20 protein-coding genes and 4 tRNA genes are annotated in these 17109 nt (G+C 45.3%); 20 read left to right on the top strand and 4 right to left on the bottom strand.

The window, feature by feature from the left end; translation table 11 throughout:
* Positions 1–69 precede the first annotated feature (69 nt).
* The 6 genes from ZX61_RS15620 (at position 70) to ruvX (ending at position 4228) form a co-directional block, all read left to right on the top strand.
* On the top strand, positions 70–567 hold the full coding sequence (locus ZX61_RS15620; RefSeq protein ID WP_049845730.1) for a SprT family zinc-dependent metalloprotease: 498 nt from the start codon (positions 70–72) through the stop codon (positions 565–567).
* Positions 568–643: 76 nt separating this feature from the next.
* A complete protein-coding gene (locus tag ZX61_RS15615; RefSeq protein ID WP_049845533.1) occupies positions 644–1345 on the top strand; it encodes an endonuclease in 702 nt (233 codons plus the stop codon).
* Between the two features lie 130 nt (positions 1346–1475).
* Positions 1476–2207, top strand: a complete 732-nt coding sequence (gene rsmE, locus ZX61_RS15610; protein ID WP_049845532.1) for a 16S rRNA (uracil(1498)-N(3))-methyltransferase — start codon at positions 1476–1478, stop codon at positions 2205–2207.
* 13 nt (positions 2208–2220) lie between these two features.
* Positions 2221–3168, top strand: a complete 948-nt coding sequence (gene gshB, locus ZX61_RS15605; RefSeq protein WP_049845531.1) for a glutathione synthase — start codon at positions 2221–2223, stop codon at positions 3166–3168.
* Between the two features lie 52 nt (positions 3169–3220).
* Entirely contained in the window at positions 3221–3784 is a 564-nt protein-coding gene (locus ZX61_RS15600; RefSeq protein WP_049845530.1) for a YqgE/AlgH family protein, read from the top strand.
* A gap of 18 nt (positions 3785–3802) precedes the next feature.
* Positions 3803–4228: a Holliday junction resolvase RuvX gene (gene ruvX, locus ZX61_RS15595; RefSeq protein WP_049845529.1), complete on the top strand. Its 426-nt coding sequence runs from the start codon at positions 3803–3805 to the stop codon at positions 4226–4228.
* Between the two features lie 198 nt (positions 4229–4426).
* On the opposite strand, the gene ZX61_RS15590 is transcribed toward ruvX, so the two are convergent.
* Entirely contained in the window at positions 4427–5533 is a 1107-nt protein-coding gene (locus ZX61_RS15590; RefSeq protein WP_049845528.1) for a PilT/PilU family type 4a pilus ATPase, read from the bottom strand.
* 17 nt (positions 5534–5550) lie between these two features.
* Positions 5551–6588 carry a type IV pilus twitching motility protein PilT gene (locus ZX61_RS15585; protein ID WP_049845527.1) on the bottom strand — a complete coding sequence of 346 codons (1038 nt, stop codon included), beginning with the start codon at positions 6586–6588 and terminating at the stop codon, positions 5551–5553.
* A 25-nt stretch (positions 6589–6613) separates the two neighbouring features.
* On the opposite strand from ZX61_RS15585, the gene ZX61_RS15580 reads away from it, so the two are divergent.
* Genes ZX61_RS15580 through hemW form a run of 7 tightly spaced genes read left to right on the top strand, consistent with a single transcriptional unit; the run spans position 6614 to position 11380 of the window.
* Positions 6614–7330, top strand: a complete 717-nt coding sequence (locus ZX61_RS15580) for a YggS family pyridoxal phosphate-dependent enzyme (protein ID WP_049845526.1) — start codon at positions 6614–6616, stop codon at positions 7328–7330.
* Between the two features lie 25 nt (positions 7331–7355).
* Positions 7356–8174: a pyrroline-5-carboxylate reductase gene (gene proC, locus ZX61_RS15575; protein ID WP_049845525.1), complete on the top strand. Its 819-nt coding sequence runs from the start codon at positions 7356–7358 to the stop codon at positions 8172–8174.
* 39 nt (positions 8175–8213) lie between these two features.
* The gene (locus ZX61_RS15570; RefSeq protein WP_049845524.1) at positions 8214–8771 is read left to right on the top strand and encodes a YggT family protein; all 558 of its coding nucleotides are present in this window, start codon (positions 8214–8216) and stop codon (positions 8769–8771) included.
* Positions 8771–9061 carry a DUF167 family protein YggU gene (gene yggU / locus ZX61_RS15565; protein ID WP_004742508.1) on the top strand — a complete coding sequence of 97 codons (291 nt, stop codon included), beginning with the start codon at positions 8771–8773 and terminating at the stop codon, positions 9059–9061. The genes ZX61_RS15570 and yggU overlap by 1 nt, the downstream gene beginning before the upstream one ends.
* Positions 9062–9114: 53 nt before the next feature.
* Positions 9115–9546, top strand: a complete 432-nt coding sequence (locus ZX61_RS15560) for a DUF4426 domain-containing protein (RefSeq protein WP_049845523.1) — start codon at positions 9115–9117, stop codon at positions 9544–9546.
* Between the two features lie 34 nt (positions 9547–9580).
* The gene (locus ZX61_RS15555) at positions 9581–10186 is read left to right on the top strand and encodes an XTP/dITP diphosphatase (RefSeq protein ID WP_049845522.1); all 606 of its coding nucleotides are present in this window, start codon (positions 9581–9583) and stop codon (positions 10184–10186) included.
* An 18-nt stretch (positions 10187–10204) separates the two neighbouring features.
* Entirely contained in the window at positions 10205–11380 is a 1176-nt protein-coding gene (gene hemW / locus ZX61_RS15550) for a radical SAM family heme chaperone HemW (protein ID WP_049845521.1), read from the top strand.
* Between the two features lie 281 nt (positions 11381–11661).
* Here hemW and glsB read toward each other — a convergent pair whose 3' ends face one another.
* Both glsB and trmB read right to left on the bottom strand, forming a co-directional pair.
* Complete coding sequence (glsB, locus tag ZX61_RS15545) at positions 11662–12582, bottom strand: glutaminase B (RefSeq protein WP_049845520.1); 921 nt, start codon at positions 12580–12582, stop codon at positions 11662–11664.
* Positions 12583–12715: 133 nt separating this feature from the next.
* Positions 12716–13435, bottom strand: coding sequence for a tRNA (guanosine(46)-N7)-methyltransferase TrmB (trmB, locus tag ZX61_RS15540; protein WP_049845519.1), 720 nt, complete (start codon positions 13433–13435; stop codon positions 12716–12718).
* A 186-nt stretch (positions 13436–13621) separates the two neighbouring features.
* Between trmB and mutY the strand changes: the two genes are divergently transcribed.
* The 7 genes from mutY to ZX61_RS15505 all read left to right on the top strand — a co-directional run bounded on the left by mutY (position 13622) and on the right by ZX61_RS15505 (position 16683).
* Positions 13622–14677 carry an A/G-specific adenine glycosylase gene (mutY, locus tag ZX61_RS15535; RefSeq protein ID WP_049845518.1) on the top strand — a complete coding sequence of 352 codons (1056 nt, stop codon included), beginning with the start codon at positions 13622–13624 and terminating at the stop codon, positions 14675–14677.
* Positions 14678–14696: 19 nt separating this feature from the next.
* Positions 14697–14969 (top strand): oxidative damage protection protein, encoded by a 273-nt coding sequence (locus tag ZX61_RS15530; RefSeq protein WP_004742501.1) that lies wholly within the window; start codon positions 14697–14699, stop codon positions 14967–14969.
* A gap of 67 nt (positions 14970–15036) precedes the next feature.
* Positions 15037–16173 carry a membrane-bound lytic murein transglycosylase MltC gene (gene mltC / locus ZX61_RS15525; RefSeq protein WP_049845517.1) on the top strand — a complete coding sequence of 379 codons (1137 nt, stop codon included), beginning with the start codon at positions 15037–15039 and terminating at the stop codon, positions 16171–16173.
* A 103-nt stretch (positions 16174–16276) separates the two neighbouring features.
* Positions 16277–16352: transfer RNA gene (locus tag ZX61_RS15520), tRNA-Phe, on the top strand.
* A 56-nt stretch (positions 16353–16408) separates the two neighbouring features.
* Positions 16409–16484 (top strand) — tRNA-Thr (locus tag ZX61_RS15515).
* A 7-nt stretch (positions 16485–16491) separates the two neighbouring features.
* Positions 16492–16567: transfer RNA gene (locus ZX61_RS15510), tRNA-Phe, on the top strand.
* Between the two features lie 40 nt (positions 16568–16607).
* A tRNA-Asn gene (locus ZX61_RS15505) sits at positions 16608–16683 on the top strand.
* Positions 16684–17109: the final 426 nt, after the last annotated feature.

Genomic DNA, 17109 nt, shown 5'->3' with positions numbered 1-17109 from the left:
CTCGCACTATCATATGAACCAAGATATGATTCGCCCCTAGCTTTAGGGGCGTTTTTATTGGAGTCGATGTTGGATTTAGAACTAGAGTACCGTGCAAAGAAGGTAATGGCTGACTGTATTCAAGTGGCATCCCTAGCCTTTAACCGTCCATTCTCTATTCCTCACCTCAACTTCAAACTACGTGGAAAAGCAGCAGGTAAAGCCTACCTTCAACTTAATCAAATTCGCCTCAACCCTGTACTATTCAGGGAAAATAAGCTGGCTTTTTTAGCAGAAGTTATCCCTCATGAAGTAGCCCATTTGATCACTTACCAAGTCTATGGGCGCGTTCGACCACATGGGAAAGAGTGGCAAGGCGTGATGGAAGCCGTCTTTAAAGTGCCTGCAAAAACAACCCACAGCTTCGAAGTCACTTCCGTACAAGGGAAAACCTTTGAATATCTTTGCGCTTGTACAACCTATCCTCTTTCTATCCGCCGCCATAATAAAGTACTGCGAAATCAAGCCAGTTACTGCTGCCAGCAGTGCCACCAGCCGTTAAGCTTTACTGGCAAGCAACTATCGTAAGTAACTAATATCTCGCTAATCACAGCAAGATTTGCGTGTTAAACTGTAGTTATTACTACTTTTCTAACACTTAATCATGAAAACTTCTCTGCGGGTATCGGTTATCGCACTGCTATCTAGTGCATTTGTACACGCCGCGCCCCCTTCATCTTTTTCAAAAGCCAAAAAAGAAGCGGTAAAAATCTACGCCGACCATCCGACCAGTTTTTACTGTGGTTGTGACATCAATTGGCAGGGCCGTAAAGGAACACCTGATCTTGCCTCATGTGGCTATCAAGTGCGTAAGCAGCAAAAACGTGCCTCTCGCATAGAATGGGAGCATGTGGTACCAGCTTGGCAGTTTGGTCATCAACGCCAGTGTTGGCAAGCGGGTGGACGTAAAAACTGTTCAAGAAAAGACAAAACCTTTCGCCTGATGGAGGCCGATCTGCACAACCTCACCCCAGCTATTGGTGAAGTGAACGGCGACCGATCCAACTACAACTTCAGTCAATGGAACGGCATTGATGGTGTCAGTTACGGACGCTGCGAGATGCAGGTCAATTTCAAGCAACGTAAGGTAATGCCGCCAGACCGTGCCAAAGGCTCAATAGCTCGTACCTACCTCTATATGAGCCAAGAGTATGGATTCCGCTTGTCTAAGCAACAAAGCCAACTTATGAACGCTTGGAAAAAACAGTTTCCCGTTGATGGGTGGGAATGTGAACGAGAACAACGAATCTTCAAAATCCAAGGTAATCACAATCCATTTGTTTACCAAGCTTGCCAAGCGCTCTAAACTCTCCCCGTGTAATGAAATTGAGAGTTTCCAGTAATTAATTGGAAACTCTCGCTGCCCCTTGTTTTTTCACCTAAAAGCATCCATGTTAGAGGTTATCTAAAAACCTCTTGCTGGAAATCGAAACACAATGCGAATCCCACGAATTTACCACCCAGAAGCCATTAATCAGCTAGGCCCTCTCATGCTAAACGATGATGCTGCGGGCCACATTGGCCGTGTATTGCGCATGAAAGAGGGACAAGAAGTACTGCTGTTTGACGGCAGTGGTGCGGAATTCCCAGCAGAGATCATTAACGTATCAAAGAAAACCGTAGAAGTTGAGCTAAAAGAGCGTTTTGAACGCAGCTCCGAGTCTCCACTTGACCTTCACCTTGGTCAGGTTATTTCACGTGGCGACAAAATGGAGTTTACGATTCAAAAATCCGTTGAGCTTGGTGTCAACACAATTACTCCTCTCATTTCGGAGCGTTGTGGCGTAAAGCTTGACCAAAAGCGCTTTGAGAAGAAGCTCGCCCAGTGGCAAAAAATAGCCATTAGTGCTTGTGAGCAATGTGGACGCAATACAATTCCGGTTATTCGTCCAATTATGCAACTTGAAGAGTGGTGCGGCGAAGAGTATGACGGATTAAAGCTCAACCTTCATCCACGCGCAAAATATTCGATCAACACGCTACCAGCACCTGTGAATAAAGTGCGCTTGCTGATAGGTCCTGAAGGTGGGCTGTCGGCAGAAGAAATCAGCATGACTGAAAACTACAAATTTGAAGAGACACTACTTGGCCCACGCGTGCTGCGTACCGAGACAGCAGCTCTCACGGCAATTACAGCCTTGCAAGTTCGTTTTGGCGATCTTGGTTAAACGGAGAAAACACATGATCAAATTAGGTATCGTAATGGACCCGATCTCGTCCATTAACATCAAAAAAGACTCTAGCTTTGCCATGATGCTTGAAGCGCAGCGCCGCGGCTATGAAATCCACTACATGGAAATGAACGACCTACATCTAGATCAAGGTGTAGCAATCGCAGATACCAAAGTCGTTGAGCTAAAAGAAGACCCAAACGGTTGGTATCAGTTTAAGTCAGAGCAAACAATCGAACTGTCTGAGCTAGATGCCGTTTTGATGCGTAAAGATCCTCCGTTTGATACTGAGTACATCTACGCAACCTACATCTTAGAGCGTGCTGAAGAACAAGGTACATTGATCGTCAACAAACCTCAGAGCCTGCGTGACTGCAATGAAAAGCTATTCACGGCTTGGTTCCCAGAGCTAACTCCGACAACGATTGTTACACGCAAAGCAGATAAGATTAAAGCTTTCCGCGACGAGTATGGTGATGTGATCCTGAAACCGCTTGACGGTATGGGTGGTGCTTCTATCTTCCGCGTTAAAGAGAACGACCCTAATGTTTCAGTGATCATTGAAACCTTGACCAATCACGGTCAAAACTATGCAATGGCGCAGACTTTCGTCCCTGATATCAGCAATGGCGACAAGCGCATTCTCGTTGTTGACGGTGAAGCAATGCCTTACTGCTTAGCGCGAATTCCAGCCAAAGGCGAGACTCGCGGTAACTTAGCTGCAGGTGGCACAGGTGAAGCTCGACCACTTAGTGAAACAGATAAAAAGATCGCTGAGGCTGTAGCGCCTACACTTAAAGAAAAAGGACTGATATTTGTTGGTCTCGACGTTATTGGTGACAAGCTGACAGAAATCAATGTAACAAGCCCGACATGTATTCGTGAAATCGAGGCTGCATTTGATGTGTCAATTACAGGCAAGCTAATGGATGCCATCGAGCGTCGACTACAAGCCTAATCATATTTGGGCAACGCTATTGGTTGCCCTCCTTTTGTAAGTGGGAGTCTTTATGAATCTAACCAACCATTTTTTAGTGGCAATGCCCGGGATGAAAGATCCCTATTTCCAGCGCAGTGTTATCTATGTGTGTGAGCACAATGAAGATGGCGCGATGGGTTTAATGATTAATGCTCCGATCGATATCACCATCGGTAAGATGTTAGAAAAAGTCGATGTCGAACCTACTCACCCTAAACTTGTTACCGAAAGCTTAGATAAACCCGTGCTCAATGGCGGTCCTGTTTCAGAAGATCGTGGCTTTATACTTCATCAACCGAAAGATGAGTACGAATCTAGTATCAAGATGACCGAAAACATCTCTGTCACAACATCCAAAGATATTCTCGGTGTATTAGGAACAGAAGCTGAGCCCAATCATTATATCGTTGCTCTCGGGTATTCAGGCTGGGAAGCGGGTCAGTTAGAAATCGAACTATCAGAGAATTCTTGGCTCACCGTAGAAGCAGACCCAAATGTGATGTTCGATACACCAATCAATGAACGTTGGCAAAAAGCAGTGCAGATGCTTGGTATCGATGCTTCGCAGCTCTCAAGTGATATCGGCCACGCATAACCAGAAAGATTAAACACTATGTCTCAAACTATTATGGCTTTTGATTTTGGCACCAAAAGTATCGGCAGTGCTATTGGTCAAGAGATCACTGGTACGGCTTCACCATTAAAAGCATTCAAAGCTAACGATGGCATTCCAAATTGGGATGATATTGAAAAACAGATCAAAGAGTGGCAACCCAATTTGCTGGTTGTTGGCTTACCCACTGATCTGTATGGCAAAGATTTAGAAACCATTACACCTAGAGCAAAGAAATTTGCTAACCGTCTGCATGGCCGATTTGGTCTACCTGTAGAGCTCCATGATGAAAGGCTTTCTACAACGGAAGCACGCGCAGATCTATTCGAAATGGGTGGCTATAAAGCCTTGAGCAAAGGCAATGTTGATTGCCAATCTGCGGTAGTCATTTTAGAAAGTTGGTTTGAAGCGCAATACGGCGACTAGCGAGCAGCAACATAATAAAAGGGGTGATGTGCAAACATTGCCCCTTTTTATTTCAATCAGTTAAATCGTCATCCTCAAGAGTGAGGGACGACCAAGTTGGGAATCTCTTACAGCGAGTAAAAAACTGTTAAAGGCCTACGTCACTCTATGGAGTGGTACTGTAGATTTACAAGACATACTCCAAACATGAAGAGGATGTTAGTCCATATCAATCTTAACGCCACTGAGTGAACCGGAGCTAGACACATCACCACGTTGTGTTTTAAGCATTAGGCGTAAATCATTGGCAGAGTCTGCACTGTGCATCGCATCTTCTTCGCTGATCTTGTCATCGATAACCAATTGATAAAGTGCCTGGTCAAAGGTTTGCATCCCAGCTTGCTTCGATTTAGCCATGGTATCTTTCAGTTCATGCAGATCGCCTCGGCGAATCAGATCCGATACGCGCGGACTGTTAAGTAAGATTTCAAATACCCCATGACGTCCCTGCCCACTCTTATCTCGAATCAACTGTTGACCAATCACGCCGCGCAAATTCATCGATAGATCAAATAGGAACTGCTCTTTTTGCTCTTTAGGAACTAAGTGAAGAATACGTTCTAGCGCTTGATTAGCATTGTTAGCATGCAATGTCGCCATACAAAGGTGGCCCGTTTCAGCAAAGGTCATCGCATATTCCATTGTCTCGCTGGTGCGAATTTCACCAATCAAGATCATATCCGGAGCTTGGCGTAATGAGTTTTTCAATGCCACTTCATAACTTTCAGTATCGAGCCCCACCTCTCGCTGAGTGACAATACAGCGTTGATGCTCGTGTACAAACTCAATTGGATCTTCCACGGTCAGGATATGGCCCGTGCGGTGGCTATTGCGATACCCCGTCATCGCGGCCATTGTGGTCGATTTACCAGAGCCCGTCGCGCCAACCACCAACACTAAACCACGCTTGGCGATCGATAGGTCTTGCAATACATCAGGTAATTTCAGTTCGTCAAAAGTAGGAATCTTGGTTTCTATACGGCGAATTACAGCACCTGGAAGTTCTCGTTGGTAAAAGGCTGAAACACGGAATCGACCAAAATGACGTACAATGGCAAAGTTGGCTTCTTTGCTGGTATGAAACTCATGTTGACGATCATGATCCATCATCGCTTCCAGTAAAGAACCTACTACTGCATGAGAGAGCTTCTCTCCATGAGCGCGCAACTCACCATCGACCCGATACAAAATAGGCGCGCCGACTGTGATATAAAGATCAGATGCTTTGTGATCGTTCATCTGCTGCAAAAATACATCAATATCCATAACTCTATACCACCTACTTAGAACATCGACGTTTCTAGTTCGATTTTCTTCGCGACTTCTTCTTGATCAACTAAACCTTTCGCAATTAACTGCTTGGCATTTTGCTCCATGGTTTGCATGCCATGCGCTGCGCCAGTTTGAATCACTGAGACCATCTGGGCCACTTTATCTTCGCGGATCAAGTTACGAATCGCAGGAGTTGCCATCATGATCTCATGACAAGCGGTACGTCCGCCTCCAATGCGTTTAAGTAACTTCTGGGCAATGACCGCACGTAGCGACTCGGACAGCATAGAGCGCACCATATCTTTATCACTACCCGGAAACACATCAATAATGCGGTCGATGGTTTTAGCTGCTGAGCTAGTATGCAGGGTACCAAAAACCAGATGCCCAGTTTCGGCAGCGGTAAGCGCTAAGCTGATCGTCTCTTGGTCACGTAACTCCCCGACTAAGATCACGTCTGGATCTTCACGCAGAGCACTACGCAGTGCATTGTTAAAGCTATGGGTATCTCGATGAACTTCACGCTGGTTGATCAAACACTTATTGTTGCTGTGAACAAACTCGATCGGATCCTCGATCGTCAGAATATGCTTGTTGTGGTTGCGGTTAATATGATCAACCATCGCCGCCAGAGTGGTTGATTTACCAGAGCCTGTAGGGCCAGTCACCAATACCAAGCCTTTTTCCATATTGGCGATGTTTTCGAATATTTGCGGGGCTGACAATTGTTCTAAGGTCGGAATCTCGGTTGGAATGGTCCGAAACACTGCCGCGCAGCCACGTGCTTGGTTAAATGCATTAACACGGAAGCGACCAACATTAGGCAGCTCAAACGAAAAATCAACTTCAAGGCGCTCTTCAAACTCACTGCGTTGACCGTCATTCATAATTTCGAATACTAAACGATGCACGTCAGCATGATTAAAAGCGGGCACGCCAAGCTTTCTTACTTCACCATCTATCCGTACCATTGGAGATACTCCGGCAGAAAGATGTAGATCTGAAGCATTATGCTTTACACTAAAATCCAGTAATTCGGCGATATCCATTTAAAATCCTTAAGTAAAATCTGCTATGACTAGTATTCAACAAAACATTGAACAGATCACCTCACAGATTGAGGGCGCACAACAAAAGTGTGGACGCGGTCGAGACACAGTGCAACTTCTGGCCGTAAGTAAAACTAAGCCAGTCGAGGCAATTTTAGAGGCAGCTCAAGCTGGGCAAGTCTCTTTTGGCGAGAATTACGTGCAAGAAGGTGCTAACAAAGTCGCTTATTTTGCCGAGAATTATCCACAGCTAGCGCTTGAATGGCACTTTATCGGCCCAATTCAGTCCAATAAATCGCGTCATGTTGCTGAAAACTTTGCTTGGGTACACACCGTTGAACGAGCCAAAATTGCTAGGCGACTCAATGAGCAAAGGCCAGCTAACATGGCGCCTATTCAAGTGTTAATTCAAATCAACACCAGTGGCGAAGACTCTAAATCAGGCATCAATGATGATGAAATCTTTGAGCTGGCAGAGTTGATTTCTACTCTTCCCAACCTCACTTTAAGAGGATTGATGTCAATCCCTGCCAATATCTCTGATTATGCATCACAGCTTGCAGCATTTAAGCAACTAGCAGCACTGAAAGATAAACTTGCAGCGCGCCTCCCAGACCAAAACATTGATACGTTATCAATGGGTATGAGCGGCGATATGCAAGCAGCGATTGAGGCTGGCAGTACTATGGTACGTATCGGAACAGCGATATTTGGCGCACGAGATTACAGTAACAAAGCGTAAGCAGTTCACAAGGATCACAACAGCAATGGAACACAAAAAGATTGCCTTTATTGGCGCAGGAAACATGGTTAAAGCCATAGTGTCGGGCTTAGTAGCCGATGGTTATCCAGCGGAGTTGATTACTGCCACCGCACCATCAGAGACTCGCCGACTGCCATTAGAGCAAGAGTTTGGCATTGGCACGACTAATGACAACCTTGCGGCAGCTCAGCAAGCCGACGTTGTAGTACTATCGGTAAAACCACAGATGATGGAAGAAGTGTGTAAACCACTGCAAGACATCGACTGGTCACAAAAGCTGGTTATTTCCATTGCTGCTGGTATTCAAAGTGCACGTTTTGACCAAATGCTTGATTGCGAGCTTAACCTTGTACGCGTGATGCCAAACACACCTTCGCAACTCGGGCTAGGTATGAGTGGCCTATATGCTCCGGCAAAGGTTTTACAGCAAGATAAAGACTTCGCCGCAGCGCTGATGAAATCATGCGGCAAAGTATGCTGGGTTGAGCAAGAATCCGGCATCAACAATATTATTGCCGCAGCTGGCAGCGCACCTGCCTACTTCTTCCTATTTATGGAAGCAATGCAAGCAGAAGCCATCGCTCAAGGTTTTGACAAACAGACCGCTCGACAACTGGTACAGCAGTCAGCGCTTGGTGCTGCCAGTATGGTTGAAGGCAATCCAGATATAGAGCTTTCAACCCTGCGTGAGAATGTGACTTCTAAAGGTGGTACTACCGCCGAAGCACTGCGAACATTCAACCAACACCAACTTTCAGATATAGTAGCCAAAGCGATGCAAGCGGCGGTTTCACGCGCTGAAGAGATGGAAAAACTATTTTAAATGACCAGAGCAATAGGCTCTAGATAATAAGGGTAACCTATGAATTCAATGAGTTTTCTGATTTCCACCCTGTTTGATCTCTACATCATGGTGGTGATCTTACGTATGTGGTTACAAGCTGCCCGTGCAGACTTTTACAACCCGTTTTCGCAATTTATCGTTAAAGCAACTCAGCCAGTGATTGCACCGCTACGTCGTGTGGTTCCATCTGTCGGCAGCATTGATTTAGCCACTCTGCTATTTGCTTACGTGCTATGTGTTGTTAAATTTGTCGCGCTAATTTTGGTTGCCTCAAATGGTTCGGTATCCTTCAGTGCTGACTTCCTGTTCTTAGGTTTGCTTTCTTTGGCTAAAGCCGCTGGCGGTTTATTATTCTGGGTGCTATTGATCCGAGCAATTCTAAGCTGGGTCAGCCAAGGTCGTAGCCCAATTGAGTACGTTTTCCACCAATTAACCGAGCCTATGCTGGCACCGATTCGTCGTATTATTCCTGCAATGGGTGGCTTTGACCTAAGCGTACTAGTGCTATTCATTGCGCTACAATTTGCCAACTTCTTGATGGGTGACCTGATCGGCCCTATCTGGTTCCAACTATAATGTCACAAGCAGCTTGGTTTGATGGTGAAGACCTTGTTATTCGGCTCTATATTCAGCCGAAAGCAAGTCGAGATAAGATAGTAGGTCAACACGGCGAGGAGCTGAAAATAGCGATTACAGCGCCTCCTGTCGATGGTAAAGCCAACGCTCATCTGAGTAAGTATCTCGCCAAGCAATTTAAGGTGGCAAAGGGATTAATAACAATAGAAAAAGGCGAGCTGGGCAGACATAAACAAGTCCGAATCAGCTCTCCGTCCCAAATACCTAACGAGATAGAAGCCATCCTATGATGGCTTTTTATTTGTGTTCCTGTAGAGCACACGCCCAATACTAAGGAAGCATTATGAAACAATGGATCACTCTTATTCTTGCTACAGCCCTAGCCCTACCTGCATGGGCCGGTCAGTTTAAAACCATCAAAGATGTTGAAGTGCATTATTCAGCCTTTAACTCAACATTTTTAACCCCTCAAGTCGCGCGCAGCTACAAACTCAAGCGTAACGGTTACTCAGCGATTCTCAATATAAGCGTGTTAGATAACTCTCAAGTGGGCAAACCTGCGATCACCGCAGAGCTTTCTGGCAGCGCAAAAAACCTGATTGGTCAAACGCGCGAACTCAGCTTCCGCGAAGTGAAAGAAGGCAGTGCTATTTACTATCTTGCTGAGTTTCCAATCTCAGACGAAGAGCGACTCACCTTCAACATTGACGTTAGCGCTGGTAATAAAGGCGCAGGGGCATTAAAGTTCACCCAAAAATTTTATGTCGAAGAATAGAAATCGACAGTCGAGAAACAGATAAGGCGATACGATGAAAAGCAATAAGATTGTTCTAGCGACCGGTAACCAAGGCAAAGTTCGCGAAATGGCAGATTTACTGTCTGACTTTGGTTTTGATGTTGTTGCTCAAAGCGAGTTCAATGTGTCTGAAGTAGCGGAGACCGGAACAACATTCATTGAAAACGCTATCATCAAAGCGCGTCATGCTGCTAAAGAAACTGGGCTTGCCGCTATCGCCGATGATTCCGGTCTTGAAGTCGACTTTCTAAAAGGTGCACCAGGTATCTACTCAGCTCGTTATGCAGGCGAAGACGCAAGCGATCAGCAGAACCTAGAAAAACTGCTTCAAGCAATGAAAGATGTACCTGAAGAACAACGCAGTGCTCGCTTTCATTGCGTAATAGTACTGATGCGTCATGAAAACGACCCAACACCGATCGTCTGTCACGGCAAATGGGAAGGCCGTATCTTAACTCAAGCACATGGCGAGAACGGTTTTGGTTACGATCCTGTGTTCTTTGTCCCTGAAGATAATTGCGCTTCGGCAGAGCTAGAACCTGCACGTAAAAAGCAGCTTTCGCACCGCGGAAAAGCATTGAAACAGCTTTTTGCAACGCTATCTGAACAAGCATTCTAGGTCTTCTTTTTCACCACTATGAATCAGTTAATTCCACCAGCACTGAGCCTTTATGTACACATCCCGTGGTGTGTACAAAAGTGCCCTTATTGCGACTTTAACTCGCACGCGCTCAAAGCAGATATTCCCGAACAAGAGTACATTGCTGCCCTACTACAGGATTTAGATGCAGATATTGAGCGCTACCAGATTGCAGACAATCAGCGCCAACTACACTCGATTTTTATTGGTGGCGGAACACCAAGTCTGATTTCAGCACAAGGGATCGCAAATCTGCTACGAGGTATCGAAGCGCGAATCCCATTCAAATCAGACATCGAAATCACCATGGAAGCCAACCCCGGTACCATAGAAGCAGAACGGTTCGCAGGTTACCAAAAAGCGGGAGTGACTCGAATATCTGTTGGTGTACAGAGTTTTGAGCAGCAAAAGCTAGAAAGACTTGGGCGCATCCACGGTCAAGATGAAGCGGTAAATGCTGCTAAACTTGCCCACAAAATTGGCCTTAATAGCTTTAACCTCGATCTTATGCATGGCTTACCGGATCAGTCTGTTGATCAAGCTCTAAGCGACCTGGAAAAGGCGATCGAACTCGCTCCCCCGCACTTATCTTGGTATCAGCTCACTATCGAGCCAAACACCATGTTCTACTACAAGCAGCCAACTTTGCCTGACGACGATGATTTGTGGGATATCTTCGAATTAGGACATAAAAAGTTAGCTGATGCAGGCTATGTGCAGTATGAGATTTCTGGCTACAGCAAGCCTGGTTATCAATGTCAGCATAATCTCAACTACTGGCGTTTCGGTGACTATCTAGGCATTGGTTGTGGCTCGCACGGTAAGATAAGCTTTGCTGATGGTCGCATTGTACGTACTACCAAGATTAAGCACCCTAAAGGCTATCTTGCCGCTTACGACAATATGGTTAAGCCTTATCTCAACAGCGAACAAGAAGTCGCTTTTGCAGATCGTCCTTTCGAGTTCTTTATGAACCGCTTCCGCCTAATAGAAGCGTGCCCTAAGCAAGACTTCTTAGATACTACAGGGCTAGGCTTTGCAGCAATTCAAGAGACCATAGATTGGGCTATTGAGATGGGTTATATCGACGAGAGTGAAACCCGCTGGCAAATCACCGAGAAAGGTAAACTGTTCCTCAATGACTTGCTAGAAGCGTTTATGGTTGAAGAGTAGAAGCGAGAAGCGAGAAGCGAGAAGCGAGAAGCGAGAAAAAATTAAAGGGTTGGAGCAGTGCGTCAACCCTTTTTGCTTCAGTAGGTTAATCCCGTCATCCTCAGTAACGAGTGAGTGGGGGATCTATTGAAGCGATCGAACTCTTAATGAGATTCCCTATTCGCTCCTTTGTCATTCTATGGCATGACCGTTCAATAACACGGAGATACTCTCGCGGGCGCAGCCCGTTCCCGATTCTAGCGGGCGCGGCCCGATCTCGGAGCAAAGCGTTCCTCAAATCTCTAAAAAATCGATCGCCCAATACGCTCCGCCAGTAACTCTAGCGCTTTAGTGCCAGCCAACGAATTGCCCGATGGATCTAGTTCTGGCGACCAAACAGCAATCGTCATTTCACCCGGTACAACAGCCATAATACCGCCACCAACACCCGACTTGCCTGGCATACCCACTCGGTAGGCAAACTCACCTGCACCATCGTATAGACCACAAGTCGCGAGCAAAGCATTAAGCTGCTTAGTTTGCGTTGGTGTAATCACAGGCTTTCCTGTCTGAACTGAACTCCCTTTGTTAGCTAAGTAGCTAAAGGTTTTTGCCAAATCGACACAGCTCATCTTGAGTGCACACGCATGGAAATAGTTGTTTAGAACTGGAATGACTTCATTTTCAAAGTTACCAAACGAGCGCATTAGGTAGGCAATTGCCGCATTGCGATCGCTGTGCATCATCTCTGAAGCAGCCACAACCTTGTCATAACAAATATGAGTATCACCCGATAGCTGGCGAACAAACTCTAATAAACGCTGGCGAGGAGCCGACAAGCGACTATTAAGCAAATCCGCCACCACAATAGCTCCGGCATTGATAAACGGGTTGCGCGGAATGCCCTGCTCCATTTCAAGCTGAATAAGAGAGTTAAATGCTTGCCCTGAAGGCTCTTTACCAACACGAGCCCAAATCTCTTCAGGTTGATACAAACACATCGCTAGCGTCAGGCTAAGCGCTTTGGAGATTGATTGAATAGAAAATGCTTCATCAGCATCGCCCGCTTTGATCACTTCACCCTGATTGGTAAAAACAGCAATACCAAACTTTGAAGCAGGTACTTTCGCCAAGGCGGGGATGTAGTTAGCAACCTTACCTTGCCCGATAAGTGGGCGAACCTCTTCCAGAATTTCTTGTAATATTTGTTGTGTCGGTTTCATCAGCAACCTTAAAAATCAATCAGTTATTATTTTTCTTGTAGGGTCAAAAAAGCCAACATAGACATGTTGGCTTTTAAATTCTGTTCGATGCGTTGCACTCGTCTTCAGAAGGCAGTCATTGCATTCGTTTTAGCTATTTTACGCGCTTAAACTTAATATCCCAAACGCCGTGACCTAAACGGTGACCACGTGCTTCAAATTTTGTTAACGGGCGCTCATCTGGACGAGGAACAAAATCACCGTCTTGCGCAATGTTTTCAAAACCAGGTGCTTGGTTCATCACTTCAATCATATGCTCTGCGTAGTTCTCCCAGTCCGTCGCCATGTGGAAGATACCCGCACCTTCGATAAGCTTCTGGCGCACCATCTCAGCGAAGTCTAGCTGAACGATACGACGCTTATGGTGGCGCTTTTTGTGCCATGGGTCTGGAAAGAACAGCTGTAGAGTCGCTAGGCTGCTATCAGGGATCATATGAGCGAACACTTCAACTGCATCATGACACATAACGCGTAGATTCGTCACTCCTGCATCACGTGCATCTGATAGACATGCACCAACACCAGGGCTATGCACTTCGATACCGATGAAGTTCTTTTCAGGTGCATTCTTCGCCATTTCTACTAACGATGCACCCATGCCGAAACCAATTTCTAGAACGACTGGGTTGTCATTACCAAATACTTCTTTCCAATCAAGAAGCTGTTCTTGATAATCAATACCCATAGTCGGCCAACACTCATTCATCGCGTTTTCTTGACCCTTGGTCAAACGACCTTCGCGTCGAACAAAGCTGCGAACTTTGCGTATCAGTTTACCGTCTTCGTTGTATTCGTTAGTGGTCACTTCACTCATGATATTGCCTGTTTAAAAATTGGTCTCGCCTCAAAGGGATTGTGATTATCCAAAGAATTGCTATTGGTGCAAGTTTTTTAGCGAAATTCCGCTTAGTTCGCTTATACCCTTACTCTTTATCGGTTGTACTTTACCCGCATTCTATGATGCAATTTTATCTGATTACACAACAATATTGAGCATATCGTGACCCCTTTTGCCAGTGCCATCCTTGAGTGGTACGAAAATTATGGACGCAAAAGCCTACCTTGGCAGCAAGATAAAACTGCCTACAGCGTGTGGCTGTCAGAAATTATGTTGCAGCAAACTCAGGTTGCGACTGTAATTCCCTATTATCAACGCTTTCTGGAGCGTTTTCCGACCGTTGTCGATCTTGCCAATGCAGAACAAGATGAAGTTCTCCACCTCTGGACCGGCTTAGGCTATTACGCTCGCGCTAGGAACCTACACAAAGCCGCCAAAATTGTCGCGCAAGAACATGATGGCCAGTTTCCATTAGATATCGAGCAGATGAAGGCACTGCCGGGAATCGGCCGCTCTACCGCTGCTGCCGTCTTGTCATCGGTGTACAAACAGCCTCATGCTATTTTAGATGGTAACGTCAAAAGAACCCTTGCGCGAAGTTTTGCCGTAGAAGGCTGGCCTGGGCAAAAGAAGGTCGAAAACCAACTTTGGCAGTACGCTGAAGAACATACACCGGATGTCGATGTCGACAAGTATAACCAAGCCATGATGGACATGGGGGCAATGGTCTGCACTCGCAGTAAACCTAAGTGTACTTTATGTCCTGTCGAATCTTATTGCATGGCGAACAAACAAGGTAACCCGCTCGATTATCCGGGCAAAAAGCCAAAGAAAGACAAGCCAGTAAAAGAAACTTGGTTTGTAATGCTGCACCACCAAGGGAAAGTTTGGCTAGAACAGCGCCCTCAGTCAGGAATTTGGGGTGGTTTGTTCTGCTTCCCTGAAAACCCAGATGCAGCTCTTGAACATCAGCTTGATATTCGTGGAGTATCAGCAACCATGATTAAGCAACAGGCTCAACTGATTGCTTTTCGCCATACCTTTAGCCATTACCACCTCGATATCACACCAATTTTGGTAGACCTATCAAAGCAACCTAATGTGGTAATGGAAGCAAGCAAAGGTCTTTGGTATAACTTATCCCAACCTGAAGAGATTGGTTTAGCTGCTCCTGTAAAACAGTTACTGGAAAGCTTGCCATTTGAACTTCAATGCTAATTATTGTTAAGGAGTCGTTATGAGCCGCACTGTATTTTGTGCTCGACTACAAAAAGAAGCCGATGGATTAGATTTTCAGCTCTATCCGGGTGAGCTAGGCAAACGTATTTTTGATAACATTTCAAAGCAAGCTTGGGCTGAGTGGCAACACAAGCAAACCATGCTAATCAATGAAAAGAAACTGAATATGATGGATCCTGAACACCGAAAGTTGATCGAAACTGAAATGGTCAACTTCCTGTTTGAAGGAAAAGACGTTCATATCGAAGGCTACACTCCACCAAGCGAGTAAATATAAGCCAAGGTTGAACAGAAAATGACATCATTGCCCGCAATGATGTCATTTTTTTAGGAGATTTATGAGAAAGTTAGCGTACTTTTTAATTGCAGTGACACTGACAGGCTGTAGCCGTGAGTTTGTTGAAAACCTTTATGATGTCAACTACGAACCCACCAACAGATTTGCTAAGAATTTAGCTCAATTGCCGGGTCAATTTCAGAAAGATACCGCCGCACTCGACGCACTAATCAGCAGCTTTTCGGGGAATATCGAAAAACGCTGGGGACGAGGCGAGATCAAATTTGCGGGTAAAAGCAATTACGTAAAGTATATCGACAACTATCTTAGTCGCTCAGAAGTTAACTTTGATAAAGGTTTAATCACTATAGAAACCGTCTCTCCTACCGATCCGAAAAAACACCTTAGAAAAGCGATTGTCACTACCCTGTTAACGCCTGATGATCCAGCTAACGTCGATCTTTTCTCCTCTAAAGAAATTAAGCTTGAAGGTCAGCCATTTCTATACCGACAAGTAGTCGATCAAGATAACAAAGCCATTCAATGGTCTTGGCGTGCTAACCGTTTCGCTGACTACCTCATCGCGAACAAGCTCAAAGTGAAGAATGTCGACTTTAAAAAAGCCTATTACGTCGAAATTCCCATGGTTGAAGAGCAATTTGAGATTCGCAGTTACAAATACGCGGATATTGTTCAGCGCTCTTCACGCAAATATGGCATTCCAGAAGATCTTATATACGCCATTATCAAAACCGAAAGTAGCTTTAATCCCTATGCGGTTAGCTGGGCGAATGCGTATGGCTTGATGCAAGTTGTACCAAAAACAGCCGGAAAAGACGTCTTCAAGTTAGTAAAGAAAAAATCGGGGCAACCTTCACCGGAATACCTATTTAATCCAGAGAATAATATCGATACTGGTACCGCCTACTTCTATATTCTGAAAAATCGTTACCTGAAAGATGTTAATCACCCTCTCTCATTAGAATACAGTATGATTTCAGCCTACAACGGAGGCACGGGTGGTGTGCTCAACACCTTCAACCGTAGCGATCGAAAACGTGCCATGCGCGATCTCAACTCACTACAGCCAAATCAAGTTTATTGGGCATTAACCAAAAAACACCCCAATGCCGAAGCGCGTCGTTATCTTGAAAAAGTTACCAAATTCAAAAAGGATTTTAACTCTGGTAAAACATAATCACCAAAAACGCCTAAATAATCGGCACTCAACCACTTTTTTGAATTTTTTTCTAAAAACAAGTTGACGACAAGACCGAAAATCCGTTTAATAGCGCTCCGTTGCCCGGATAGCTCAGTCGGTAGAGCAGAGGATTGAAAATCCTCGTGTCGGTGGTTCGATTCCGCCTCCGGGCACCACAATTTGATTGTTGGTGTCTAAGACATCAATAAGTTAGCAAGAAGAATATTAGTGTGCCGACTTAGCTCAGTAGGTAGAGCAACTGACTTGTAATCAGTAGGTCACCAGTTCGACTCCGGTAGTCGGCACCATTCTTTTGCCTCGATAGCTCAGTCGGTAGAGCAGAGGATTGAAAATCCTCGTGTCGGTGGTTCGATTCCGCCTCGAGGCACCATATTTGGTGCGCTTGCATAGCAAGACACAAACAGAATAGTTCCTCCTTAGCTCAGTTGGTAGAGCGACGGACTGTTAATCCGCAGGTCGCTGGTTCGAGCCCAGCAGGAGGAGCCACTTTCAAGAAGCCAAGTCGAAAGACTTGGCTTTTTTTGTTCCTATCTCAAAATAATCACTTCTAAACACAAGTGCATCTACTGCATTCGTTTCATATATTACTTATTGCCTTGATTAAGTTGCTCTGACCTCAAAATTGCTGCTTGTGAGGTTAGCCAGAAGGCTCGCGCAATGCAGTCGAAGAGAATGGTAAGCAGCAAAGTGGCGTCGTTTCTGAGAGTCATAACAGCACTCAAAGCCTAGCAAAATTAACTAATGAGCTAGAAAGCTGGGTAAGCAAGTTTACTGTTAAGCACTAATTCGGCTTGGAGTAGCAAAAAGCGCGCCTCTTCACGCGCTTTTTTGTTGTCTAAACTGGACTATTTCCCCGCTCAGAGCGTATAACGCCTGTTGTCCTCTATACATTTAATATCCCAAATGGACAAA

It is taken from the genome of Vibrio sp. VPAP30 (genome assembly GCF_001188205.1).
Taxonomy (GTDB): domain Bacteria; phylum Pseudomonadota; class Gammaproteobacteria; order Enterobacterales; family Vibrionaceae; genus Vibrio; species Vibrio bivalvicida.
The sequence above is the reverse complement of the archived record's forward strand: the minus strand, read 5'-3'. Positions and strand labels throughout refer to the sequence as shown.

Coding starts and splice junctions, on each gene's coding strand:
- rsmE (WP_049845532.1), top strand. CDS start 1,476: ATGCGAATCCCACGAATTTACCACCCAGAAGCCATTAATCAGCTAGGC.
- ZX61_RS15530 (WP_004742501.1), top strand. CDS start 14,697: ATGAGCCGCACTGTATTTTGTGCTCGACTACAAAAAGAAGCCGATGGA.
- yggU (WP_004742508.1), top strand. CDS start 8,771: ATGTCACAAGCAGCTTGGTTTGATGGTGAAGACCTTGTTATTCGGCTC.
- ZX61_RS15590 (WP_049845528.1), bottom strand. CDS start 5,533: ATGGATATTGATGTATTTTTGCAGCAGATGAACGATCACAAAGCATCT.
- ZX61_RS15560 (WP_049845523.1), top strand. CDS start 9,115: ATGAAACAATGGATCACTCTTATTCTTGCTACAGCCCTAGCCCTACCT.
- trmB (WP_049845519.1), bottom strand. CDS start 13,435: ATGAGTGAAGTGACCACTAACGAATACAACGAAGACGGTAAACTGATA.
- mltC (WP_049845517.1), top strand. CDS start 15,037: ATGAGAAAGTTAGCGTACTTTTTAATTGCAGTGACACTGACAGGCTGT.
- proC (WP_049845525.1), top strand. CDS start 7,356: ATGGAACACAAAAAGATTGCCTTTATTGGCGCAGGAAACATGGTTAAA.
- gshB (WP_049845531.1), top strand. CDS start 2,221: ATGATCAAATTAGGTATCGTAATGGACCCGATCTCGTCCATTAACATC.
- ZX61_RS15615 (WP_049845533.1), top strand. CDS start 644: ATGAAAACTTCTCTGCGGGTATCGGTTATCGCACTGCTATCTAGTGCA.
- hemW (WP_049845521.1), top strand. CDS start 10,205: ATGAATCAGTTAATTCCACCAGCACTGAGCCTTTATGTACACATCCCG.
- ruvX (WP_049845529.1), top strand. CDS start 3,803: ATGTCTCAAACTATTATGGCTTTTGATTTTGGCACCAAAAGTATCGGC.
- ZX61_RS15600 (WP_049845530.1), top strand. CDS start 3,221: ATGAATCTAACCAACCATTTTTTAGTGGCAATGCCCGGGATGAAAGAT.
- ZX61_RS15585 (WP_049845527.1), bottom strand. CDS start 6,588: ATGGATATCGCCGAATTACTGGATTTTAGTGTAAAGCATAATGCTTCA.
- ZX61_RS15570 (WP_049845524.1), top strand. CDS start 8,214: ATGAATTCAATGAGTTTTCTGATTTCCACCCTGTTTGATCTCTACATC.
- ZX61_RS15580 (WP_049845526.1), top strand. CDS start 6,614: ATGACTAGTATTCAACAAAACATTGAACAGATCACCTCACAGATTGAG.
- glsB (WP_049845520.1), bottom strand. CDS start 12,582: ATGAAACCGACACAACAAATATTACAAGAAATTCTGGAAGAGGTTCGC.
- ZX61_RS15555 (WP_049845522.1), top strand. CDS start 9,581: ATGAAAAGCAATAAGATTGTTCTAGCGACCGGTAACCAAGGCAAAGTT.